Origin of the sequence: Bacillus sp. UNC437CL72CviS29, assembly GCF_000482345.1 — a bacterium.
Classification (GTDB): Bacteria; Bacillota; Bacilli; order Bacillales; family Bacillaceae_G; genus Bacillus_A; species Bacillus_A arachidis.
The window spans coordinates 74826-98148 of record NZ_AXVB01000013.1 but is presented as its reverse complement, the minus strand read 5'-3'; the positions used below and the strand labels follow the sequence as shown (position 1 = coordinate 98148).

Below are 23323 nucleotides of genomic sequence, written 5' to 3'. Positions count from 1 at the left end.
TAAACAATAAAGGAGAATATAGTTGTTTTCGGAAGGATTGGTGAACAAGTATGTCCTTTATTGATGAAGAAGAATTCCGTATGAAACGAACAGGGAAAAAGAAGCGCAAAAGTATCGTTATTTCTAGTATAGCGGGAACAATTGTAGGGGCTTCATTGTTTGCATTTGGAGCCCCTTTATTTTCTGAATCTGAAACCGGTCCCTTAGAGCAAGCTGAGGCCAGTGAAGGGAACATGGTAGGAAAGCAATCACAAACAGTGAGCCACTCTGGTTTTGTAGATGCTGTTGATCGTGCATCGGAAGCTGTTGTTGGTGTTATTAATATACAACGTGATAATTTTTCAGAAGCAGATGCGGAAGCTGGGACAGGATCAGGTGTAATTTATAAGAAAACAAATGGTCATGCTTACATTGTGACAAATCATCATGTTGTCGCAGGGGCGAATCGTATTGAAGTGAGCTTAAGCGATGGTAGAAAGGTTCCTGGTAAAGTATTAGGTAGTGATGTAGTTACAGATTTAGCGGTTTTAGAGATAGATGCAAAACCTGTAAAGAAAGTTATTGAAATAGGGGATTCTAATACGGTTCGTCGTGGAGAAGCAGTAATTGCAATTGGAAACCCACTTGGATTACAGTTTTCTGGAACAGTAACGCAAGGGATTATTTCTGCAAATGAGCGAATTGTTCCTGTAGACTTAGATCAAGATGGGCATTATGATTGGCAAGTAGAAGTATTGCAAACAGATGCAGCTATCAACCCAGGGAATAGTGGTGGTGCACTTGTAAATGCGGCAGGGCAACTAATTGGAATCAACTCGATGAAAATTGCAGCAAAAGAAGTAGAAGGGATCGGACTTGCCATCCCAGTTACAAGAGCAGTTCCTGTTATGAATGAGCTTGAAAAGCATGGGAAAGTAAGGAGACCTTATGTTGGGGTTGAACTTAGATCTTTAAATGAAATTCCGAATTATTACTGGTCTGAAACATTGCATTTACCAAGTAGTGTAACGGAGGGTGTTTGTATTTTGGATGTGAAAAGCCCATCGCCTGGTGCAAATGCAGGACTCAGGGAACATGATGTAATTGTGGCTGTTGATGGAAAGACAATACATGATATTATCGGTTTCCGAACGGTATTATATAATAAAAAGATTGACGATAAGATGACTCTGACGTTTTATCGTGGTACAAAACGAGCAACAACAACGGTTAAATTAGGCAGTCAAAACTATTAAGAAAACAGGAGGGCGTCCTCCTGTTTTCTATTGTGAAATAGTGAGGTGAAAAATATGAAGCTACCTTGTTGTTTAGAACATGTAGAATTAGCGTTAGATATCATTGTGGATGAATGTGAAGTAGCGCCAATTATCAACAGTGTGGATAACTCAGAAAAAGATCAAAAAACATGTGAATTTTGTCAAAACAAGGCGACATATGTTGTATCGAACACAGATTCTCACACAATATGTGGGTAACGGGTGTGGATATGTGGATAAGTTTTGTGGATAACGTGTTTGTAAGGTGGGGAATACGTGTGAATATCTCGATTATTTCAATCGGAAAATTAAAAGAAAAATATTTAAAACAAGGTATTGCAGAATACCTAAAACGACTCTCTGCGTACGCAAAAGTAGAAGTTATTGAATTGCCGGATGAAAAAGCGCCAGAAAACTTAAGTGAAGCAGAAATGTTAATTGTAAAAGAAAAAGAAGGGATACGTATACTAGATAAAATTTCAGATGATACACATGTTATTGCATTAGCAATTGAAGGAAAACAAAAGTCATCAGAAGAATTTGCAGCGAATCTAGATCGTCTTGCTACATATGGAAAAAGTAAAGTAGCATTTGTCATTGGGGGATCACTTGGACTTAGTTCAGAAGTGATGAAGCGTTCTAATGAATCACTTTCATTTTCGAAAATGACATTGCCGCATCAGCTGATGAGATTGGTGCTTTTAGAGCAAGTGTATCGGGCATTTCGGATTAATCGTGGAGAACCGTATCATAAATAAGCACATAGTTATTTGAGGAAGAAGTATCAAAGAATAAAACAATATCTTCGGTGCTTCTTTTTTCTATTTTGTCAGAATGATATACGAATGTATGTGTGAAATATTTGTGTTTTTCTACAGGCAGTGTAGGTGGAAATTTTGAAAAAGCAGAAAGAGTATCAAAAACTTTATTAAACAAAACTTCTTTAATAGCAGGTTCTTGTAATTTTTGTTCTATATATTGTTTTCTATCGTTTATTTAAAGTATTTGGGTTGCTTTATAAATCCTTAAAAATTCCAATGTTTTATCTACGTGTGATACCAGCGAAGAATGTTCGTAAGTGAACAGTACATTCTCAATCTCGTTGAATGACCTTTCATTGTGACTATACTTTTTATATTTTTGTTGGATTATATTGTGCGGCTTATGAAGACTCTGTCACGCCCCCCGCATAAACCTCCTTGCTTACAAATTTGTAAGCTTTTTGTCATGTTTTTAAATAGTACTAACTGTATGTGAAGATTATAATTCTAACCATAAAGTACTTATTTTATATCAAACAATTCTTACCCAAGGAGGTTTCACAATGAAAAAATATATTGTAACTTTAATACCACTGATCTTAGGAATGGGATGTTTAATTAGTTATAACATTCTTAGTGCTGAATCTACAGTTGCAGCAAATGGTGTTCTTGTAGAACCGTTTTATTTACTACCAATGGGTTATGCATTTTTAACTATCAGTATCATTAGTTTTGTTATATCTAAATTTAAAAAAGTTAAACAATAGTTTAAAAAAGAGCCTGAATCCAGACTCTTTTTTTGTGCCCATTATATTTCGTGCTCACATCGTAAATGTTCAACAAATAAAAGCTAGATTCCCCAAAGGAACCTTCCTAATTAAAAATCCCAGATGGCCTTTTTAATATTTTATAATAATTAGAAGAATTATTTGTTTAAATTATAGTAAGATAAGTAAAATCATATGCTTTCAAACAGAGAAAATGGTAAAATTAGTTTCCTTGAATAAGTATGTTTCTATTTATAAAAAATTGTGCTGTAATATTGATAGAACAATATTTTATTTTGTTCTAAGTAGTTAAAGAAGTGGGGAATTGAGGTTGAAAAAGTTTAAGAAGTTTTACTTAGAGATTACAAGTGTATGTAATCTTGCATGTAGCTTTTGTCCGCCAACAGAACGGCAGAAGCAATTTCTTTCTGTGGAGGATTTTTCTAAGAGATTAGACCAAATTAAACCTCACACAGACTACATTTATTTACATGTAAAGGGAGAGCCATTGCTCCATCCTAAAATAGACCAATTGCTGGACTTAAGTCATGAAAAAGGGTTTAAAGTTAATATTACAACAAATGGAACGTTAATTCATAAAAAGAGACATAAATTATTAAATAAACCTGCATTAAGACAAATGAATTTTTCACTTCATAGTTTTGATGGGCATCCAGGATCTGAAGATAAAGAAGGATATGTAAGAAGCATCCTTTCCTTTATTAAAGAAGCAACGAGTCAATCAGAATTAATTGTTTCGCTGAGACTATGGAACCTGACACAAGACAATAAGACGAATCTTGAAATACAAAGAAACAGACAATTGTTGGAAATTATTGAGAAAGAATTTGATTTACCATACAAAATTGAAGAGAAGATCACACCAGGAAGTGGCGTGAAAATTGCAGATCGCATTTTTATTAATCAAGATTACGAATTTCAATGGCCGGCCTTGCATGAAGAAGAGGATGATGGAAAGGGCTTCTGTCATGGTCTTCGAAATCAAGCTGGTATTTTAGCAAACGGAACTGTCATTCCTTGTTGCTTAGATGGTGAGGGAATCATTAATCTTGGAAATATTAATGAGGCCTCATTCTCTGAGATTATCGAAGGGGATAGAGCAAAAAATATTGTAGATGGATTTTCGCGTAGAGTGGCTGTAGAGGAATTATGTAGAAAATGTGGATATCGTAAAAGGTTTGGAAAATAAGAAATGAGATCGCATAAGAAAAATGAGCAAGTACGAAATAAGGTACTTGCTCATTTTTTTCTATAATAATCAATATTTATTCCCCTTAAAGGGCAAATAGAGCTTAATATACTTTATCACCATTAAAGATTGAGTTTTTTACGACAACATAATCTACAGTACGGATTGCATCTAATTTCGTTCCACCAGCATAAGAAATAGACGACTGAAGATCTTGTTCCATTTCAATCAATGTAGCTTCTAAAGATCCTTTATGCTCGACAAACATTTTTTTACCTTCTACGTTTTTCTTTTCACCTTTTTGGAATTCTGAAGCTGAACCAAAGTATTCTTTGTAGAGCTTCCCATCCTTTTCAATTGTTTCCCCTGGAGATTCTTCATGTCCAGCAAATAATGAACCAATCATAACCATAGTTGCACCAAATTTAATTGATTTAGCTATATCACCATGGGTACGAATACCGCCGTCAGCAATAATTGGTTTGCTAGCTGCTTTTGCACACCAGCGAAGTGCAGCCAATTGCCAGCCACCAGTTCCAAAGCCTGTTTTAATTTTTGTAATACATACTTTACCAGGTCCGATTCCTACTTTTGTTGCATCAGCACCAGCGTTTTCTAGTGCTCTTACTGCTTCTGGAGTCCCCACATTTCCTGCGATAACAAAGCTCTCAGGTAAATGTGTTTTAATGTGTTGAATCATTTTTATTACCGCATTGGAATGCCCATGTGCGATATCGATTGTAATATATTCAGGAGAAAGCTGTTCAGTTGCTAATTGTTGTACAAATTCGTACTCTTCTTCCTTAACGCCAACACTAATAGATGCGATTAATCCACGAGAGTGCATATCTTTAATGAAAGAGATACGCTTCTCTGGCTCAAAACGATGCATGATATAGAAATATCTATTTTTCGCTAAATATACAGCGATTTTTTCATCTATAATTGTTTGCATATTTGCAGGTACGACAGGTAATTTAAATGTATGTTTTCCTAAAGTCACACTTGTATCACACTCAGAACGGCTATTTACTATGCATTTTGCAGGAATTAATTGAATATCTTCATAGTCGAATACTTTTTCCATAGATTACACCCCTAAATACGAATATTTTATTCCTTAGTAAAAGAAAATGTTCGTCCAAAAAATAATGTACATTATTTTTTTTATTAAGTCAAAGATTTTAGTGTTTATTTATCAAATATAGGGGTGGAATTTTAAAATATCATAAATAATACCGAATTAATCTGTTGTTTTATCTTTATATTGTTCGTTTTTGAAAGATATATGACTAAAGTTTAATTGATAATGTCAAATAATATTTTGAAATATAATAATGGAATAACAAAAAAAGAAAGGTGCTTAAAATCTCCTTCTTTTTTTGTTATTTATTATCTTCAAGGACTTGATATTTCTCTTTTAATTCTTTTAAATCATTTACCAATTGCTCTCCAATTGTAGGAGTAAGATCTTCGTATATAGGAGATAATGCTTCTTCCCATTCTTTTCTTTCTACATCAGTTAGTGTATGAATTTGGATGGATGAGTTTTGTTTAATAAGTTCAAGTTGTTTTTCATTCATTCGGATGGATTGATGGTTGTTCCATTCGGTTGTTTCTCTCATTGCTTCAAGTAATATTTGCTTCGTTTTTTCCGTTTGTTGATTCCACGTTTTTTGATCCATCATTACAACATAGCCTAAATAACCATGATTACTAATTGTCAAATAGTTTTGAACGTTATAAAATTTTTTAGAGTAGATATTTGAAATTGTATTTTCTTCACCATCAACTTTACCAGTTTCAATTAATTTATATGTAGAATTAAATGAATCTTGATGTGCATCAACTTTTAATAAATCAAATTGAGATTGGATAACATCACTTTGCATAATGCGAAAGGATTGTCCTTGTATATCTTTAGGGGTATAAATAGGTCCTTTATTTGAAGTAATTTGTTTAAAGCCATTCGACCAATGGGCAAGCCCCTTAATCTTATCTTTTTGTAAGGATTGAAGTAATTGCTCTCCAATTTTTCCGTTTAAGCCTTCTTGAATGGCCTCATAACTTGGAAAGGCAAATGGCAAGTCTAGCACGCCCCATTCGTGAGATAACATTCCAAGTTTTGAGGTAGAAGGGGCAATAAAATGAACTTGTCCAGCTTTTAAAGCGCGAATTTCTTCTATATCAGAATAGAGACTCCCGTTTGGAAAAATTTCTATTTTTATATTACCATTTGATTTTTCGTTAACAAGCTCAGCAAATTTACTAGCTGCAAGTCCTTTAGGTGTATTTTCTGCTACAACATGACTAAATTTGAAAACAATTTGTTTGTTTAGTCCTTCTTGGTCATCATCATATGCAAGTTTCCCTTGGGAAAAAGGACTTTGAAACTTTACAAATAACGCGCTAGTAATTAAAACAATAAAAAGGAGTATAAAAGTAGCTATTTTTTTCATTTTAAACCTCCTCGTGGGTCGTTATTGTAAGCATACCGAGAAGATTTTTATTCGTAAAGGTGCTTTTAGGGGAAAGGGGAACGAACAGTGAAACAATTGCCTATCCGCTGGAAAATTACAATTTTATCCTATGCAGTAGTTATTTTTTCATTACTCATTGGTGGAATTGTTATCATCGCAAATATTCAACAAAAGGAAGAGAAAGAATTAAGAATTAGATCAATGAATACGGCGCGGACAGTGGCGGAATTATCAGATGTAAAGAAATCACTTCAGGAAGCAACGGGGTGGTTTACACTGAACCCGGCTATTGAAAATATACGAGTAATTAATGAAACAGACTATATAGTAGTAATGAATATGGAGCGAATTCGATATTCGCATCCTGTAAAAGAAATGATTGGAAGGCCATCAAAAGGGACGGATGAAGAAGCGGCATTTGCGGAGCATATTTACTTTTCAAAAGCAAAAGGAGAGATAGGTACTGTAATTCGTGCTTTTATGCCTATTAAGGATCAAAATTTAAATCAAATTGGTGTTGTTGTTGTTGGAAATAAAATACCGAATTTCTGGGAGATTATGCTGGGATTAGCAGAAGAAATTACTTTTATTGTCATATTAACTTTAATATTTGGATTGATGGGTTCATTGATGCTTGCTAATCATATTAAAAAACAGATGTTTCAGTTAGAGCCTTATGAAATTAAACGGATGTTAGAAGAACGAACAGCAACCTTTCATTCGATTAATGAGGGTGTGATTGCAATTGATAATCAAGAGATTATTACTATTTTTAATGAAAAAGCAAAGCAGGTTTTTCATGTAGATGGAAATGTTGTAGGGAAGCCCATTCGTACAGTCTTAAAGGATACAAGACTTCCAGAAATCGTTGAGAGGAATCAGGCAGTATACAATGAAGAGATAAAAGTAAGTGGAAAGGTAATTCTAAGTAATCGCATACCAATCAAGAAAGATAATGAACTGATTGGAGCTGTGGCAATCTTTCAAGATCGCACTGAAGTTACGAAGCTTGCAGAGGAATTAACAGGAGTGAAAACCTTTGTTGAGGCACTTCGAGTACAAAGTCATGAGCATATGAATAAGCTTCATACAATAGCAGGTTTAATTCAACTTGGCAAAGCCGATAAGGCATTGCAACTTGCTTTCCACACTTCAGAAGAACAAGGAAGTGTAACAAACTTTTTAAATGAAACGATTAAAAATGATGCTATTGCTGGTCTCCTCTTGAGCAAAGTAAGTCGGGGAAAGGAATTAGGGATACAGGTCGTAATTGACCAAAATAGTTATTTAGAAGTATTTCCTTATCAACTGGATCAACATGATTTCGTTGTATTACTAGGTAACTTAATTGAAAATGCCTTTGGATCATTTGAGCAAACTGAGGTAGAGAATAAAAGAATTGATATTAGTATTGAGCAGTCTGAAGATGTATGTGCAATATTAATTGAGGACAATGGATGTGGAATAAAAGAGGAGCATTTACCAAAAGTGTATGAGAAAGGATTTACTGTGAATAAGATTGGTGGAACAGGCTATGGACTTTTTCTAGTAAAGCAAATTGTTGAAAAGGGAAGAGGAGAGATTAACATTTCATCTTTTCAAGGTGAAGGAACTTCTTTTATCATTACTTTTCCAATGGAGATGGGGGCGGAATTGTATGAAATATAAAGAGGAAATCAAAGTACTATTGGTTGAAGACGATCCGATGGTTCAGGAAGTAAATAAAGAATTTATTAGAAGTGTAAAGGGGTTTCAAGTGGTGGCTGTTGCTAATAATGGCGAGGAGGGGATTAACATCGTTCAAAAAGTGAATCCAGATCTCGTTATTTTAGATATTTTTATGCCGAAAAAGGATGGTATTAAGGTATTACAGGAATTTAGAAAACTTGAGTTAGAAACAGATGTAATCGTTGTTTCTGCTGCAAAAGATAGGGAAACGATTAAACTTATGCTTCAAAATGGGGCAATGGATTATATTATTAAGCCTTTTAAGCTATACCGAATTCAACAAGCATTAGAAAAATATCGACGATATAGAATGAGTTTGAAGGAAACTGGGGCGATTTCGCAGGAACAGCTGGATTTATTATTATATTCTGGACGTTCTAAGAAAACAGCAAGTAATTTGCCAAAGGGATTAAACGAGTTTACATTGAATGAAATCGAAGAATATGTAAAAAAACAAGATGAACCTCGTTCTGCAGAGGAGGTAGCAAGTGCAATTGGAATAGCTAGAGTTACTGCTCGGCGCTACTTGGATTATTTAGAAAAAAGAGGTTTGATTCATTTAGCAGTTCAATATGGAGGGATTGGGAGACCAGTCAATCGTTATGTGTATCGTGATGTAGAAAAGTGAGACCAAAATGACCAAAATATTCGTTATGACCATAAACTTCTCACCTTTTATTGGAAACGCTATCATTATGTAAAACATAAGGATGGGAAAGTTTTTAAACGTGAAGAAGGGGAGGAGAGTTAAAGGTGAAACGACTATTTAAAAATTTAACATTTCAAGTATTAACAGCGATTGCACTCGGTGTATTAGTTGGGCTTATATGGCCAAGTGTTGGGAAAGAAATGAAGCCGATAGGCGATACGTTTATTAATGCTGTAAAAATGGTAATTGCGCCAATTATTTTCTTAACAATTGTACTTGGTATTGCCAAAATGGGAGATATGAAGAAGGTTGGTAAGGTTGGGGGAAAAGCTTTTATTTATTTTGAGGTTGTGACAACATTTGCACTTATTGTTGGATTAATCGTTGTAAATGTTATGAAGCCAGGTTCAGGTCTTAACTTTAATGAACTTGCAAAAGGAGACGTATCTAAATATACACAAGGCGGGGGACAGGGTATTAATTGGATTGATTTTATTACTCATATTGTTCCTTCGAATATGGTTGATGCGTTTGCTAAGGGTGATATTTTACAGGTATTATTCTTTTCGATTTTATTTGGTGTTGGGCTAGCTGCACTTGGAGAAAAGGGAAAATCGGTGATTGATTTCCTAGACAAGCTTTCACACGTATTTTTTAACATTATTGGCTATGTAATGAAGGCAGCACCAATTGGGGCATTTGGTGCTATGGCATATACAATCGGTCACTTTGGGCTAGCTTCGCTTGTGCCACTGGGGAAATTAATGATGTCAGTATATATAACGATGTTTCTATTCGTGTTTGTTGTCTTAAATATTATTTGTAAGATATATGGTTTTAGCTTATGGAATTATTTGAAATTTATTCGAGATGAAATATTAATTGTATTAGGAACAAGTTCTTCGGAATCTGTACTTCCTAGAATGATGAATAAGATGGAGCGATATGGCTGTTCAAAATCTGTTGTTGGCCTTGTTATTCCGACTGGTTATTCTTTTAACTTGGATGGTACGTCTATTTATTTATCCATGGCAGTTGTCTTTTTAGCACAAGTATTTGGTGTCGATTTAACAATTGGGCAGCAAATCACTATTATTTTAGTACTTATGTTAACGTCTAAAGGCGCTGCTGGTGTAACAGGAAGTGGATTTATTGTGTTAGCATCTACTTTAGCGGCACTAAAGGTTATTCCTTTAGAAGGATTGGCATTACTTCTTGGTGTCGATCGTTTTATGAGTGAGGGAAGAGCGATTGTAAACCTAATTGGGAATGGAATTGCTACAATCGTTGTTGCAAAAAGTGAAAATGAATTCGATGAAACAAGGCATGCAGAGGCAATTTCTGATATGAAAGTATTGAAGGAGACGAAGGAAGCTGTATAGGATAGGAAGGCAGACTTAATGATAAGTCTGCTTTTTATTTTGAAATATATTAATCCCGATTTGAGGGCGGATTCAAGTATAATGAAATAATGCATATGATATTTACACAATGGTGAAAAATACATAAAAGAATATACTATATAACAAAATGAGGTTAGTACATGAGTAAAAGAAGTTTTAAAGATTACCCATTAAGTAAGGAAATTGTAAGAGCACTTACTAGCTTGAAATATGAGCAACCAACAGAAGTTCAAGGGAAAGTCATCCCAGTTGCACTAGAAAAGAAAGATCTTGTTGTGAAATCACAAACGGGAAGCGGAAAGACAGCTTCTTTTGGTATCCCACTTTGTGAAATGGTCAAATGGGAAGAAAATAAGCCGCAAGCATTAATACTTACACCAACGAGGGAACTTGCTGTGCAAGTAAAAGAGGATATAACGAATATAGGAAGGTTTAAAAGGATTAAGGCAACAGCTGTTTATGGAAAATCACCTTTTGCACGTCAAAAATTAGAATTAAAGCAGAAAACACATATTGTTGTTGGAACTCCTGGACGTGTGTTAGATCATATTGAAAAGGGAACTTTTTCTTTAGAGCGTCTGAAATATTTAGTGATTGATGAGGCAGATGAGATGCTAAATATGGGATTTATCGATCAAGTAGAAGCAATCATTGATGAATTACCTATAAATCGAATGACAATGCTATTTTCTGCTACATTACCAGAAGACGTTGAAAATTTATCTCGTACATATATGAAGTCGCCAATTAACATTGAGATTAAAGCATCTGGTATTACGACAGATAAAATTGAACATAGTCTTTTGAATGTGAGAGAGGAAGAAAAGTTTTCACTTTTAAAAGATATAACTACAGTTGAAAATCCAGATAGCTGTATTATTTTCTGTCGTACACAAGAAAATGTAGACCATGTATTTAGACAGTTAAAACGCTCTGGATACCCTTGTGATAAGATTCATGGCGGCATGGTACAAGAAGATCGCTTTGCAGTAATGGATGATTTTAAAAGAGGGAAATTCCGTTATTTAGTTGCGACAGATGTAGCGGCGCGAGGAATTGATATTGAGAATATTACTCATGTTATTAATTATGATATTCCATTAGAAAAAGAAAGTTATGTACACCGGACAGGGAGAACAGGACGTGCTGGTAATAGTGGAAAAGCAATTACATTCGTAACGCCTTATGAAGATAGATTCTTGACTGAAATTGAAGAATATATTGGTTTTGAGATTCTACAAATAGATGCTCCATCAAAAGAGGATGTTACAAAAGGAAAGATAGCTTTTGAAGAAAAAATAAACGCTAAACCAATTATGAAAAAAGAGAAAAATGTAGGGTTAAATAAAGATATTATGAAGCTGTACTTTAACGGTGGGAAGAAAAAGAAGATTCGAGCGGTAGATTTTGTCGGTACAATTGCTAAAATCCCAGGTGTCACAGCAGATGATATAGGAATTATTACAATACAAGATAATGTTTCTTATGTTGATATATTAAATGGTAAAGGTCCTCTTGTCTTAAAAGTGATGAAGAATACGACGATAAAAGGTAAGCAGTTAAAAGTTCACGAGGCGATTAAGTAAATGGAACTACCCATCTAACAGGTGGGTAGTTTTTTTATGAAAAATAAGGAAATCATGTAAGAATATATTTATTACATTCGTATATATAAGTGAAGGGGGAGCGAATATGGATGATAGGGAATTAGTAGATGAAATAAAAAAACAAAATACAGAAGCATTGGATCAATTGATTCTTCAATATAGTAAGTTGATTTATGGAGTAATTGGAAGTGTATTAGGGGAGCGCCATGAAAGAGTAGAAATTGAAGAGTGTTATAACGATGTTCTCCTCATACTTTGGTATAAAATAGACAGCTTTCAAATTAAAAAAGGACAGCTTAAGAACTGGATTATTTCTATTGCAAAGTTTAAGGCGCTAGATTATAAAAGGAAACTTAAGCAAAAGCATATTGAACAAACAATAGAGCAACTGATTCTACAAGATGATGGAGATGTAGAAAAAGTATTACTCAAAGAAGAGGAAAAAGAGTTTGTTTTACAAGCAATTCATCAGCTAGATGATGTAGACCATAATATTTTTTATCGAAGGTATATTGCTGATGAGAGTATAGAGGATATTTCAAAAGGACTACATATGAGTACAAGTGCAGTGTATACAAGATTATCAAGGGGAAAGCAAAAATTAAAAAGAGTAATGGAGGGGTATTATGAATTGTGAAAACTATAGTATCGATCAAATTGTTTTCGAGCAGTGGGATGAACAAGAAATATCCCAATTTGAAGCAATAGGGGAGCGCCTTATTGGGAATTTGGAGAATAAGAAAAAAGATATTAGAAAACGAATTGCTAGAGAAAATTTTAAAGAGATAGAAGAAAAGGCAAATAATGAATTAGAAGAAAACGAATTTATCGAATTACAATTTCAAGCACAAGCTACAGGCGGCCATCATTTGGGCGCAATTATGTGTTCAGCAGACTATGCTGTAATGCCATTAGCGCTTATAGATGTAGGAAGTCGATTCGTCGTTTTTGGAACAAGACATAAAATTATGATTTATGAAGTAAAGGAGCTTTATCAAATTCAAAGGGCATATATTATTGATTATGATGATATCTTTAAATACTATTACAAAATAAGAAAAGACTATACGGTATTATGTTTTAAAGCTAAAAAGGACAAGTATAATCAATTAAGAGAGTGTTCGAGCTGGATGTTGTATGGGTATTTACAAGGAAGAATTAATATGGTTATTAATAACTCAGATAGAGATGTTATAGCTAAGTATTTTGATAGGGAGATCCATTCGAAAAGAGACCATTAAAAAGGATTTACAAAGAAAGAAAATGAAATGTATGTGCATCGTCGTATATCTGAATTTTTAGATCGCTATCAGTAAAAACTCTATGAAGAAGAGCCATCGAAATAGATGGCTCTTTTTTATGTTTAAGAGTTCTTTAAATCATCAACTAATTTCTCTGCTAAGCGTCTATACATATTGCTCATTGTTACAAATGAGGTTAGCAGTAAGAATTTTTCCAACTCTTTATCTTCAAATGGAGTAGTAGCTTTTAACTCAGCCAATCGGTTATCTACGTCTTTTTTAAAGTTTTCAACATTTATTTTTGTGAGTTCAAGATAATCTTTATAGAGGGTGTCTAGTTCAAAAGTATCTTCGTTTATTATTTTCTCGTTGAGATTTGCCAAAGCACTTTTAATATCATTAATTGAGAGGGCGCCTTTTAATTGATAAATTAAACTAATTAAAATCATATGTTCTTTTGAGTATTTTTTATTTTTTATGGGGATAAACAATTTTCCTTTTGCGTAGTTATTAATCATCGTTTTTGTAAGCACTTTTTCATCTTCTGTTCGTGTTGTATTACCGTAGCTGTTTTCAAATAGTTGAACCACTTGATCTACATATAAATCCACATTAGGGATATCTTCAAGCGTAATGTTTTTTTCTAAATGTAATGTTTCGAGTAAGTTCTTTATGTTTTCCATATAAACCCTCACCTTTGTAGGAATAATGTACACTTTATCTTTTAATATGGTATTACGAAACAAATGAATTGTAAATGTTGACCTTTATATGTATTGTGTATATAATTACACGTAGTTATCAAAACTACATGTAATTATATGAGGAGTTGTTAATGTGAATGCTTATGTGAGGGAGCCGATTAATGCGTTTACCCATCTAGGGGGTGCCGTTTTATCATTTGTTGCTTTACTAGCTATGCTTGTAAAAGTCTCTGTAAAAATGCCATCTGTTTCTACAATTTCAGCGGTGATTCTATTTGGAGTAGGGATGATGATTCTTTACGCAGCTTCGACCGTGTATCACAGTGTTGTAGCAAGTGAACGTGTTATTTATTTCTTTAGAAAACTGGATCATTCTATGATTTTCATCTTAATTGCAGGCACATATGCACCTTTTTGTTTAATTACATTAGAAACTGCAAATGGTTTGTTATTATTCGTCTTAGTTTATGTAACCGCTGTGTGTGGTATCGTTTTTAAAATGTTTTGGTTTAATTGTCCAAGGTGGTTATCAACAGCAATTTATCTTATGATGGGATGGTTAATCGTTTTATTCTTTGCACCGCTATCGGAAAATCTAAGTATAGAGGGTATGTTGTTTTTAGTAATTGGTGGCGTTTTTTATACGATTGGTGGATTTATTTACGGAGCAAAACCAAAATGGCTAGAATTTAAATATATGGGGCATCATGAAATTTTTCATGTTTTTGTGCTATTAGGTAGTCTTGCCCACTTTATATGTGTATATTGTTATGTTATTTAGTTGAATTAATAAATTTTATTTATGTAAAGGTTACATATCGAGAGGTATGTGGCCTTTTTAGTAGGAAGGGTATGGGGGACGGCAAACTTAGAATCAACCGAAGATAAGGTGATGCTAAGTTTGCTCAATTAAGTGCGCGTTCATTACAGGATTTGATGAGGAATATATCCTTGATGAACTCGAACGAGTTGCTTATGATATACTTTATCACCTTCTTGAGCTGTAGATGAAGATGAGCTGCGTCCGAAGCAATTTGTAATAATATTGGAATGATCGAAGTGAGTGATACGAATTTCATAAAGATTAATTTTATCATCTAAATCTGCATATAAAACTGCTAAATTTCCACTATCCAAGTAGTATGGGAAAGTTACCACTTTATTTTCTCCAACTAGAATTGGTAGTTGTACTGGATTAGAATGGTTGGACCAATCTAATATCTCTACATTAATAGAATGTGCATAATTTCTATCCAAGTTTACAATATTTATTTGGATAGAAGCTGTTTGGGGTTCACGTGTTAATACACCTGTTGAGTGGACTACTTGTTTAGGCATATGATCTCCCCTTTCATAAAACATAAATTTTTAGCTTACGATATTTTATGATAGAGATGTTAGTTTGCTATAAGGAAAATGATTGATTCTACTTATTTCTAAAAGAAATGGGCGGAGAATAATATAGGTTTTTGAATTTTATTCCAGTGTCTTTGACATTTATTTTTAGAGGTAATGCTGTTATGATGATGTTATTGTTTTCAGAGTGTGTTATATGAAATGGATTTTATTTATTATTAGAAAGAAATATACTATTTTGAAAACGTTTTAATTATATGATACAGTGATTGCATTCCTTGGCTTTCTTTCTGTTCTAAGGTAGGAAGTCTGACTTATTTTTAGATAAAAAATGTTAGTACACATGAAATAATAGTTGTGCCTTGTGTATGCAATTTGAAATGGGTAGGACAATATCACTAGTAGGATTTTACGTTATAAGGAGGTTAAGGTGTGGAAAAATATGATTTTCACACGAATATATATGGGGTACGTTGGATTATTACTTTCAGGTGCGGTGTTGTTTTTAAATAGTCTCGTTATATTAGGAAAAGCAGAGGAAAAAAGTGCAGGGGTTTTTAATTTATTTGTAGGAGTGCTACAAATTGTAATTCCGTTTTATCTTATTATGATCTCTGATCAAAGTAATTGGACTGTGTATTCATATGCAGCCACTTTCTTATTTGGATTGACTTATTTATATGTAGGTATCACATTTATTACAGGTATGAGTGGTAATGGGCTAGGATGGTTTTCCTTATGGGTAGCAATTGTTGCATTATTCTATATGGTTGTATCGTTTGTTCAATTTCAAGACATCGTTAATGCACTAACTTGGTTTATGTGGGCACTTCTTTGGTATTTATTTTTTGTATTAAACGTACAAAAAAAGAATATAAATCAATACCTTGGAAGAATAGCATTTGTACAATCTTGGGTAACACTTACGTTTCCGTCTCTTCTTTATTTTATGGGAGTATGGGGAACGCAACTTGTATATCAGGTATGGATTTATGTTTCAGTGCTTTCCATTTTATATTTTTGTTATTGCATTTTTAAATATCGAGTACAATAATTGTTTTACACTAAGAGGAGAATTTATACGGATTCTCTTCTTTTTTTATGTGGTAATAAATTTAAGTATAATCATTTATTCAGTCGCCATAGAAATGAAAATAACTGGGGAATGATGAATGTGAAAAAGATATTAGTATTAGGCGAAACAAGGATTTTTGGAAAAGATTAGTAGAAACCCTCTTGCGAGCTGGATATGATGTGACAATTGTAACGCGGGGACTTACGAAAGATTCATTTAATAGTGCTGTTAAATCTTCTAGAGGTGTAGCTTGATTTGGTTTGTTACTACACTTCTTTTTGCTTATACTGTAAAGTAATAGTGTCTTGTTGAAATAGAAGGAGATTGCTTATGAATAAAGTGAAAGAATTAATAGATGAGGCAAGGAAGTTTATTACGACTTGTTATGAAGAGTTAGGGAGAGAGTGGCAAATAGAAGAACGTCTCACTCAAATTGCATCGGAAGTAGAAGCGACAGGAACGTATGAGCATACTTTTGAGGAACTTGTCCATGGTGCACGTATGGCATGGAGAAATAGTAATCGATGTATTGGAAGATTGTTTTGGAATAAAATGCATATATTAGATGCCCGTGAAGTGAATGATGAGGAAGGTGTATATAATGCACTTATTCATCATATTCGATATGCAACGAATAACGGGAAAATTAAACCAACGATTACAATTTTTAAGCAGTATAATGGCGAACAAAATAATATTCGAATTTATAATCATCAGTTGATTCGTTATGCGGGATATGAAACAGAAATGGGAGTGATTGGTGATTCCCATTCAGTTCCATTTACTGCGTTTTGTCAGGAGCTGGGTTGGCATGGGGAAGATACAGGTTTTGATGTATTGCCACTCGTATTTTCTATTGATGGACGAGAACCTGTATATAGAGGAATTCCTAAAGAAGAGGTCAAAGAGGTTGAGATTGAGCATCCGGAATATCCATTTGCATCTTTAGGGGCAAAATGGTATGGAGTACCAATGATTTCAGATATGCGTCTAGAGATTGGAGGTATTTCTTATACCGCTGCTCCTTTTAATGGCTGGTATATGGGAACAGAAATTGGTGCACGTAATTTAGCAGATCATGATCGTTATAATTTACTACCTGCTGTTGCAGAAATGATGAACCTGGATACATCTAGAAACGGTACACTATGGAAAGATAAAGCGTTAGTAGAGTTAAATATAGCTGTTTTACATTCGTTCAAGAAACAGGGAGTAAGTATTGTTGATCACCATACAGCAGCGCAGCAATTTGCACAATTTGAAAAGCAAGAAGCTGCTTGTGGACGCGTTGTGACGGGAAACTGGGTCTGGCTCATTCCACCATTATCGCCGGCTACAACTCATATTTATCACAAACCTTATCCCAATGATATTCTAACTCCAAATTTTTTTCATAAATAATAAAAAAGCATTGAAATGAAGAATTTCAATGCTTTTTTGATTAGGTTTAGTCTAGTACTTTTCCTTTTGTCTCCGGTACACATACTAGCATTGTGATAAGCCCAATTGAATAAATGACATAATAATGAGCCCGAATGTTGTCATTGTTACTTTGTTATTTAAAAATAATTTGCAAAGTGGGAACTTTTTTATATGCTTCAGTGTTTCAAATTCAGCAACTGTTAAAGTGCCCTTTCGTTCCTTTTGGAGTAGTTCTTTCTTATATTCCGATTTCCTTCTCAACCTCACGGGGCTGTGTTAAAGGACTGTAATTATATTGCTTTAGTTTTAGTATTCTTGAGTTTTGTTGTCAGATAAATAATATGTGTTATTTTAAATGCCTTATATTATAAAATCACATGAAATATACGGTGTTCTCCTTGACGGTACCTTCACTATTTTCCGATAATAAAACTAACTAAACAAACAGAGGATGAATCACGGATGCTAGATTTAGTACTTATGATGATTGAGCGCGTTGGATTAATTGTTATATTGGGTTTTTTACTTTCACATATTAAAACATTTCGGCGCATTCTTCATAAACAGGATGGATATAAAGACAAGCTGATGCTTATTTGTATTTTTTCGTTATTTGCAATTCTAAGCAATTACACGGGAATTGAGATTGCAGGAAATACAATTATGAATGAAAATTGGCTGCAAGGTGTTTCTTCATCAAGTACGATTGCCAATACGCGTATTATGGGTGTTGGAATTAGTGGATTATTAGGTGGCCCGATTATCGGAATAGGCGTCGGATTTATTGCTGGTATTCATCGTTATATGCTTGGGGGAACGACAGCTCTTAGCTGTGCAATTTCATCTATTTTGGCAGGAATTATTACTGGCTATATTGGGTATATTTTCCGAAAGTATAATCGTGTCATTACACCTAAAATGTCAGCTATTTTAAGTGTTTTTATTGTTACTTTAGAAATGGTTATGATTTTGTTTATTGTAGAAGATGGTTTTAATGTTGTGAAAACGATCGCATTACCTATGATTCTTGTAAACAGTTTCGGTAGTTATATTTTACTTTCGATGGTACAAGCTATTTTGCGCCAAGAAGAAAATGCGAGAGCGTTGCAAACACATAAAGTACTACGTATCGCAGATAAGACCCTTCCTTATTTTCGGCAAGGCTTAACGGAGGAATCGTGTAAACATGTGGCACAAATTATCCATCGCTTTACAGGGACAGATGCGGTATCTTTAACCGATACTGAAAAAATATTAGCGCATATTGGGCTAGCATCCGATCATCATATTCCTTCTCATAGCCTAATTACAGGACTATCAAAAGAAGTGTTAAACACAGGGAAAATAATGAAAGCGAAATCGAGGGTGGCTATTAAGTGTCAGCATGAAGGTTGCCCATTACAAGCAGCGGTGGTTATTCCGTTAACGTCACATGGGAATACAATTGGGACATTAAAGCTGTATTTTAAAAACCCGAACCGATTAAGTCGTGTAGAAGAGGAATTAGCAGAAGGATTAGCAAAGATTTTCTCTACACAGCTTGAGTTAGGCGAGGCAGAACTACAAAGTAAATTACTTCAAGATGCAGAAATAAAGGCATTGCAAGCACAAATCAATCCGCACTTTTTATTTAATGCGATTAATACAGTATCAGCTTTATGCCGCACAGATGTAGAAAAGGCAAGGAAGCTGTTATTACAACTTAGCGTTTATTTTCGCTGTAATTTACAGGGAGCACGTCAGTTACTTATTCCATTAGAGCAAGAGCTGAATCATGTACATGCATATTTATCATTAGAACAAGCACGGTTCCCAAATAAATATGAGGTGAAAACGTATATTGAAGAAGGATTACAGACAGTTTTATTGCCACCATTTGTATTACAGTTATTAGTGGAAAATGCACTTCGTCACGCCTTTCCGAAAAAACAACCTATTTGTCAGGTAGAGATTTATGCTCATGCTAAAGGGAACATGGTTCACTTTAAAGTGAAAGATAATGGTCAGGGAATTGAACAAGAGCGCTTAGAGCAATTAGGAAGAGCTGTTGTACCATCAAAAAAAGGAACGGGAACAGCTTTATATAACATCAATGAGCGATTAATAGGGTTATTTGGGAAGGGAACAATACTTCATATTAAGAGTGAACTAGAAAAAGGAACAGAGATCTTCTTTGCAATTCCGATTCAAAGTGTAAGGGAGGAAGGAAGTAGTGTTAAAGGTATTAGTAGTAGATGATGAGATGTTAGCAAGAGATGAGTTGAAGTATCTATTACAACGAACAAAGGAAGTTGACGTAATTGAGGAAGCAGATTGTGTAGAAGATGCATTAGAACAGCTGATGGGTAGTAAACCGGATCTTGTTTTTTTAGATATTCAGCTTTCAGATGATAATGGATTTGAGATTGCAAATATATTAAAGAAAATGAAGAACCCGCCGGCCATTGTTTTTGCAACAGCGTATGATCAATATGCGCTGCAAGCATTCGAAGTGGATGCGTTAGACTATATTTTAAAACCATTTGATGAAGAGCGAATTGCACAGACGCTGAAAAAATATAAGAAACGAAAGCAAAGTGAAACAGAGAAAAAGCAAGACGTGAAGGTACCAGACGTAACTGCTGAGATGCATAAGCTTGCGTTGCCAATAGAGGAATCTATTGTACTTGTGAATATTGAAGACATCGTTTATGTAGGGCTCGTTGATGGGAAAGTAACTGTAAAGACGATTCGAGAAACATATGTAACACATGATACACTTGTTATTTTAGAAAAAAAATTACCACAAACAAGTTTTATGCGCGTTCATCGTAGTTTTATTGCGAATATCAATCATATTTCAGAAATACAGCCTTGGTTTAATTCCACTTATAATTTGATTATGAAAGATACTTCCAAAGTACCGGTAAGTCGGACATATGCAAAGGAACTCAAAAAGCTGCTTCGTATTTAAGAAGCAGTGATGGCAAGCATTGCTGTAACAGTAGTTGTTATTCCGATAGTTATGCCATTTATCGGTTAACGGAATATAATTTATAAAAAGTATAAAAGCGAGCTGTTAGTAGAACAGATTTCTATTGATAGCTCGCTTTTTGTGTTACAGTAATGGTAAGACCTATTTTTATACGAGAAAAAAAGAATTTTCCTTAAATCTTCATTAATACTTTATAGAATGCGTTCTGAAAAGGATGATTGTATTGTAAAATAGAAAGTAACAGGATTTATTACACGTTAACAGGCAGTAATATCTAGAGCTTAAATCTAGCGTCAGCAAAAAATTTAAGTAGAGAATAAGTTGCCTGGGAAAGCCCGATTTATGAGGGAGGATAATAGGGGGAAGATAGAGAAAACCCACTTTTTAAAGTTTCACTTTATAGGACAGGAGAGATCACTCGTCGATTATGCAAATGAAAAACCTGTTTCAAAGCAAAGGATTTCAGAGGTTACTTGTATTACTCTTACTAGCCCTTATGTTATACGGGCTAAAAAGTATGTTTAATTTAATTTTAATTACGTTCATTTTTACGTATTTAATGGATCGATTCCAAAAGTTTATTTCTCGGAAATTAAATAACTTTATGCCGATTAATCGGAAAATTATTATAGCATTCTTATATGTACTGTTAGTTGGTGGGATCTCCATTACATTATTTAAATATCTACCGGTATTAACGGTACAAATTTCACAATTGATCTACCAGTTCAATGTGTTCCTTAAAAATCCACCTGATAATGAGATTATAAAGGCTTCAATTAATGCTATTAACCATATGGAGCTTTCCAAATATGTGGGGCAAGGTGTAGATATTCTTTATAAGTCTATTGCCAATGTCGGGAAATTTGGTTTGCAATTTTTACTTTCACTCATTTTAAGTTTGTTCTTCTTACTTGAAAAAGCTCGTATTGTAGCTTTTACTGCGAAATTTAAAGAGAGTAGACTTGCAATTTTTTATAACGAAATTGAATATTTTGGAAAGAAGTTTGCTCGTTCATTTGGAAAAGTAATTGAAGCGCAATTTCTAATTGCAATTGTTAATTGTATCTTATCAGTGATTGCGTTATGGATTTTAGGATTTCCACAATTACTCGGATTAGCGCTAATGATTTTCTTACTTGGTTTAATTCCGGTAGCTGGTGTAATCATTTCGCTCGTTCCACTTTGTATGATTGCTTATAATATTGGTAGCATTACTTATGTAGTGTATATTTTAATAATTGTTGGTGTTATTCATGCACTTGAAAGTTATGTCTTAAATCCTAAATTTATGTCGCAAAAAACTAATTTACCGATTTTCTATACATTTATGGTATTAATTTTCTCAGAACACTTTTTAGGTGTATGGGGACTGATTATCGGTATCCCAATCTTTATGTTTTTATTAGATGTGTTGGATGTAACGAGTGATGAAAAAGAAATGGATCTTGCTGAATAATAAAGTAGAAAAAGCATCGGGCGCCGATGCTTTTTCTTTCATATTGTCTATCTTTATATGCCATACTGTAGAAAGAATAAAGTGAAACTTTAATCAGTGGGGATTTTCTTCATCCCCCACTGATTATTAGTTGAACCAATCAGACTTTTACGGGCAGTTGATCAGCCACCTACCTTCCTTATTTCTATCTGAACCTTGAGGTGGGGGCTTACTGCCCGTTAAGGCGGAATAAATAGTGAGGTGATGCAAATTGACTATAAATAAAAAAGTAGAGCTTGCTACATTTGCTGGAGGGTGTTTCTGGTGTATGGTTTCACCATTTGAAGAGATGGAAGGAATCATTAAGGTTGTTTCAGGTTATACGGGCGGGCATAAAGAGAATCCAACATATAAAGAAGTATGCTCAGAAACGACAGGGCACTATGAAGCGGTACAAATTACATTCGATGCAAATAAAATGCCATATGAAAAATTACTAGACATATATTGGAGACAGATTGATCCAACAGATGTTGGCGGTCAATTTCATGATCGCGGACATTCTTATGAAACTGTAATTTTTTATCATAGTGAGAAGCAACGTGAACAAGCAGAAGATTCAAAAACGGCACTTGCTGAGAGCGGTCGTTTTTCTAAACCAATTGTTACAAAAATTCTTCCGGCTACTACGTTCTTCTCAGCTGAAGAGTATCATCAAGATTATCACAAGAAGAATGCTTTCCGTTATGAATTATACCGTCAAGGATCAGGTCGGGATGCTTTTATTAAAAAACATTGGCCAAAAGATAATGCGCACTTAAAAGAACGATTAACAGATATGCAATTTTATGTAACGCAAGAAAATGGTACAGAACCGCCTTTTCAAAATGAATATTGGGATCATAAAGAGGAAGGCATTTATGTAGATATTGTTTCCGGTGAACCACTATTTACTTCTTTAGATAAATTTGATAGCGGATGCGGATGGCCAAGTTTTACAAAGCCGGTTATGTCAGCTAGTGTAAAAGAGAAACTGGATGTTAGTCACAATATGACGCGTACGGAAGTAAGAAGTAAGGAAGGAGATTCTCATCTTGGTCATGTATTCCCAGATGGACCAGGTCCAAATGGTCTCCGTTATTGTATTAATTCAGCGGCAATTCGCTTTATTTCGAAAGAGGAATTAGAAAAAGAAGGCTATGGAGATTTTCTCATTTTGTTTGGAAATAAAAAATAACCTCGCTGCGCGCGA

22 protein-coding genes and 2 pseudogenes are annotated in these 23323 nt (G+C 34.2%); 19 read left to right on the top strand and 5 right to left on the bottom strand.

The window, feature by feature from the left end:
- Window positions 1–50: 50 nt before the first annotated feature.
- From M014_RS0113070 to M014_RS0113050, 5 genes are all read left to right on the top strand, one after another.
- The gene (locus M014_RS0113070) at window positions 51–1235 is read left to right on the top strand and encodes a S1C family serine protease (RefSeq protein WP_026592146.1); all 1185 of its coding nucleotides are present in this window, start codon (window positions 51–53) and stop codon (window positions 1233–1235) included.
- A gap of 54 nt (window positions 1236–1289) precedes the next feature.
- Window positions 1290–1475 carry a CxxH/CxxC protein gene (locus M014_RS0113065; RefSeq protein WP_026592145.1) on the top strand — a complete coding sequence of 62 codons (186 nt, stop codon included), beginning with the start codon at window positions 1290–1292 and terminating at the stop codon, window positions 1473–1475.
- 59 nt (window positions 1476–1534) lie between these two features.
- Window positions 1535–2014, top strand: a complete 480-nt coding sequence (gene rlmH / locus M014_RS0113060; protein WP_001026999.1) for a 23S rRNA (pseudouridine(1915)-N(3))-methyltransferase RlmH — start codon at window positions 1535–1537, stop codon at window positions 2012–2014.
- 566 nt (window positions 2015–2580) lie between these two features.
- Window positions 2581–2784 carry a DUF3955 domain-containing protein gene (locus tag M014_RS0113055; RefSeq protein WP_026592143.1) on the top strand — a complete coding sequence of 68 codons (204 nt, stop codon included), beginning with the start codon at window positions 2581–2583 and terminating at the stop codon, window positions 2782–2784.
- A gap of 331 nt (window positions 2785–3115) precedes the next feature.
- On the top strand, window positions 3116–3994 hold the full coding sequence (locus tag M014_RS0113050) for a radical SAM/SPASM domain-containing protein (RefSeq protein WP_026592142.1): 879 nt from the start codon (window positions 3116–3118) through the stop codon (window positions 3992–3994).
- 103 nt (window positions 3995–4097) lie between these two features.
- Here the strand turns inward: M014_RS0113050 and guaC are convergent, their stop codons facing one another.
- Window positions 4098–5081 carry a GMP reductase gene (gene guaC, locus M014_RS0113045; protein ID WP_026592141.1) on the bottom strand — a complete coding sequence of 328 codons (984 nt, stop codon included), beginning with the start codon at window positions 5079–5081 and terminating at the stop codon, window positions 4098–4100.
- Window positions 5082–5379: 298 nt separating this feature from the next.
- Entirely contained in the window at window positions 5380–6453 is a 1074-nt protein-coding gene (locus tag M014_RS0113040; RefSeq protein ID WP_026592140.1) for a DctP family TRAP transporter solute-binding subunit, read from the bottom strand.
- Window positions 6454–6540: 87 nt separating this feature from the next.
- On the opposite strand from M014_RS0113040, the gene M014_RS0113035 reads away from it, so the two are divergent.
- From M014_RS0113035 to M014_RS0113010, 6 genes are all read left to right on the top strand, one after another.
- A complete protein-coding gene (locus M014_RS0113035; RefSeq protein ID WP_026592139.1) occupies window positions 6541–8142 on the top strand; it encodes an ATP-binding protein in 1602 nt (533 codons plus the stop codon).
- On the top strand, window positions 8132–8830 hold the full coding sequence (locus M014_RS0113030) for a response regulator (RefSeq protein WP_026592138.1): 699 nt from the start codon (window positions 8132–8134) through the stop codon (window positions 8828–8830). Before M014_RS0113035 ends, M014_RS0113030 begins: the two co-directional genes overlap by 11 nt.
- A gap of 125 nt (window positions 8831–8955) precedes the next feature.
- A complete protein-coding gene (dctP, locus tag M014_RS0113025) occupies window positions 8956–10233 on the top strand; it encodes a C4-dicarboxylate transporter DctP (protein ID WP_026592137.1) in 1278 nt (425 codons plus the stop codon).
- A gap of 161 nt (window positions 10234–10394) precedes the next feature.
- Window positions 10395–11840 (top strand): DEAD/DEAH box helicase, encoded by a 1446-nt coding sequence (locus tag M014_RS0113020; RefSeq protein ID WP_026592136.1) that lies wholly within the window; start codon window positions 10395–10397, stop codon window positions 11838–11840.
- A gap of 106 nt (window positions 11841–11946) precedes the next feature.
- The gene (locus M014_RS0113015) at window positions 11947–12498 is read left to right on the top strand and encodes a sigma-70 family RNA polymerase sigma factor (RefSeq protein ID WP_026592135.1); all 552 of its coding nucleotides are present in this window, start codon (window positions 11947–11949) and stop codon (window positions 12496–12498) included.
- The gene (locus M014_RS0113010) at window positions 12488–13102 is read left to right on the top strand and encodes a hypothetical protein (RefSeq protein ID WP_026592134.1); all 615 of its coding nucleotides are present in this window, start codon (window positions 12488–12490) and stop codon (window positions 13100–13102) included. Before M014_RS0113015 ends, M014_RS0113010 begins: the two co-directional genes overlap by 11 nt.
- A 122-nt stretch (window positions 13103–13224) precedes the next feature.
- Here the strand turns inward: M014_RS0113010 and M014_RS0113005 are convergent, their stop codons facing one another.
- A complete protein-coding gene (locus M014_RS0113005) occupies window positions 13225–13785 on the bottom strand; it encodes a DUF1836 domain-containing protein (protein ID WP_026592133.1) in 561 nt (186 codons plus the stop codon).
- A 154-nt stretch (window positions 13786–13939) separates the two neighbouring features.
- On the opposite strand from M014_RS0113005, the gene trhA reads away from it, so the two are divergent.
- Complete coding sequence (gene trhA, locus M014_RS0113000; protein WP_026592132.1) at window positions 13940–14587, top strand: PAQR family membrane homeostasis protein TrhA; 648 nt, start codon at window positions 13940–13942, stop codon at window positions 14585–14587.
- 143 nt (window positions 14588–14730) lie between these two features.
- On the opposite strand, the gene M014_RS0112995 is transcribed toward trhA, so the two are convergent.
- On the bottom strand, window positions 14731–15144 hold the full coding sequence (locus M014_RS0112995) for a hypothetical protein (protein WP_026592131.1): 414 nt from the start codon (window positions 15142–15144) through the stop codon (window positions 14731–14733).
- Between the two features lie 481 nt (window positions 15145–15625).
- On the opposite strand from M014_RS0112995, the gene M014_RS0112990 reads away from it, so the two are divergent.
- Both M014_RS0112990 and M014_RS0112985 read left to right on the top strand, forming a co-directional pair.
- Window positions 15626–16216 (top strand): AmiS/UreI family transporter, encoded by a 591-nt coding sequence (locus tag M014_RS0112990; RefSeq protein ID WP_026592130.1) that lies wholly within the window; start codon window positions 15626–15628, stop codon window positions 16214–16216.
- A 351-nt stretch (window positions 16217–16567) separates the two neighbouring features.
- On the top strand, window positions 16568–17638 hold the full coding sequence (locus M014_RS0112985; RefSeq protein WP_026592129.1) for a nitric oxide synthase oxygenase: 1071 nt from the start codon (window positions 16568–16570) through the stop codon (window positions 17636–17638).
- A 105-nt stretch (window positions 17639–17743) separates the two neighbouring features.
- Here M014_RS0112985 and M014_RS29635 read toward each other — a convergent pair.
- A pseudogene (locus tag M014_RS29635) lies at window positions 17744–17914 on the bottom strand (MFS transporter); the annotation flags it as partial.
- A gap of 207 nt (window positions 17915–18121) precedes the next feature.
- Here M014_RS29635 and M014_RS0112980 point away from each other — a divergent pair.
- The 5 genes and pseudogenes from M014_RS0112980 to msrB all read left to right on the top strand — a co-directional run bounded on the left by M014_RS0112980 (window position 18122) and on the right by msrB (window position 23308).
- Window positions 18122–19897: a sensor histidine kinase gene (locus M014_RS0112980; RefSeq protein WP_026592128.1), complete on the top strand. Its 1776-nt coding sequence runs from the start codon at window positions 18122–18124 to the stop codon at window positions 19895–19897.
- The gene (locus M014_RS0112975; protein WP_026592127.1) at window positions 19872–20612 is read left to right on the top strand and encodes a LytR/AlgR family response regulator transcription factor; all 741 of its coding nucleotides are present in this window, start codon (window positions 19872–19874) and stop codon (window positions 20610–20612) included. The genes M014_RS0112980 and M014_RS0112975 overlap by 26 nt, the downstream gene beginning before the upstream one ends.
- 448 nt (window positions 20613–21060) lie before the next feature.
- Window positions 21061–22092 carry an AI-2E family transporter gene (locus M014_RS0112970; RefSeq protein ID WP_026592126.1) on the top strand — a complete coding sequence of 344 codons (1032 nt, stop codon included), beginning with the start codon at window positions 21061–21063 and terminating at the stop codon, window positions 22090–22092.
- A gap of 250 nt (window positions 22093–22342) precedes the next feature.
- Window positions 22343–22810, top strand: a pseudogene (gene msrA / locus M014_RS30630) (peptide-methionine (S)-S-oxide reductase MsrA); the annotation flags it as partial.
- Window positions 22811–22855: 45 nt separating this feature from the next.
- A complete protein-coding gene (msrB, locus tag M014_RS30625; RefSeq protein ID WP_372440484.1) occupies window positions 22856–23308 on the top strand; it encodes a peptide-methionine (R)-S-oxide reductase MsrB in 453 nt (150 codons plus the stop codon).
- Window positions 23309–23323: the final 15 nt, after the last annotated feature.

Coding starts and splice junctions, on each gene's coding strand:
- M014_RS0113070 (WP_026592146.1), top strand. CDS start 51: ATGTCCTTTATTGATGAAGAAGAATTCCGTATGAAACGAACAGGGAAA.
- M014_RS0113065 (WP_026592145.1), top strand. CDS start 1,290: ATGAAGCTACCTTGTTGTTTAGAACATGTAGAATTAGCGTTAGATATC.
- M014_RS0113055 (WP_026592143.1), top strand. CDS start 2,581: ATGAAAAAATATATTGTAACTTTAATACCACTGATCTTAGGAATGGGA.
- guaC (WP_026592141.1), bottom strand. CDS start 5,081: ATGGAAAAAGTATTCGACTATGAAGATATTCAATTAATTCCTGCAAAA.
- M014_RS0113040 (WP_026592140.1), bottom strand. CDS start 6,453: ATGAAAAAAATAGCTACTTTTATACTCCTTTTTATTGTTTTAATTACT.
- M014_RS0113030 (WP_026592138.1), top strand. CDS start 8,132: ATGAAATATAAAGAGGAAATCAAAGTACTATTGGTTGAAGACGATCCG.
- M014_RS0113020 (WP_026592136.1), top strand. CDS start 10,395: ATGAGTAAAAGAAGTTTTAAAGATTACCCATTAAGTAAGGAAATTGTA.
- M014_RS0113015 (WP_026592135.1), top strand. CDS start 11,947: ATGGATGATAGGGAATTAGTAGATGAAATAAAAAAACAAAATACAGAA.
- M014_RS0113010 (WP_026592134.1), top strand. CDS start 12,488: ATGAATTGTGAAAACTATAGTATCGATCAAATTGTTTTCGAGCAGTGG.
- M014_RS0113005 (WP_026592133.1), bottom strand. CDS start 13,785: ATGGAAAACATAAAGAACTTACTCGAAACATTACATTTAGAAAAAAAC.
- M014_RS0112995 (WP_026592131.1), bottom strand. CDS start 15,144: ATGCCTAAACAAGTAGTCCACTCAACAGGTGTATTAACACGTGAACCC.
- M014_RS0112990 (WP_026592130.1), top strand. CDS start 15,626: ATGGGGTACGTTGGATTATTACTTTCAGGTGCGGTGTTGTTTTTAAAT.
- M014_RS0112985 (WP_026592129.1), top strand. CDS start 16,568: ATGAATAAAGTGAAAGAATTAATAGATGAGGCAAGGAAGTTTATTACG.
- M014_RS0112980 (WP_026592128.1), top strand. CDS start 18,122: ATGCTAGATTTAGTACTTATGATGATTGAGCGCGTTGGATTAATTGTT.
- M014_RS0112970 (WP_026592126.1), top strand. CDS start 21,061: ATGCAAATGAAAAACCTGTTTCAAAGCAAAGGATTTCAGAGGTTACTT.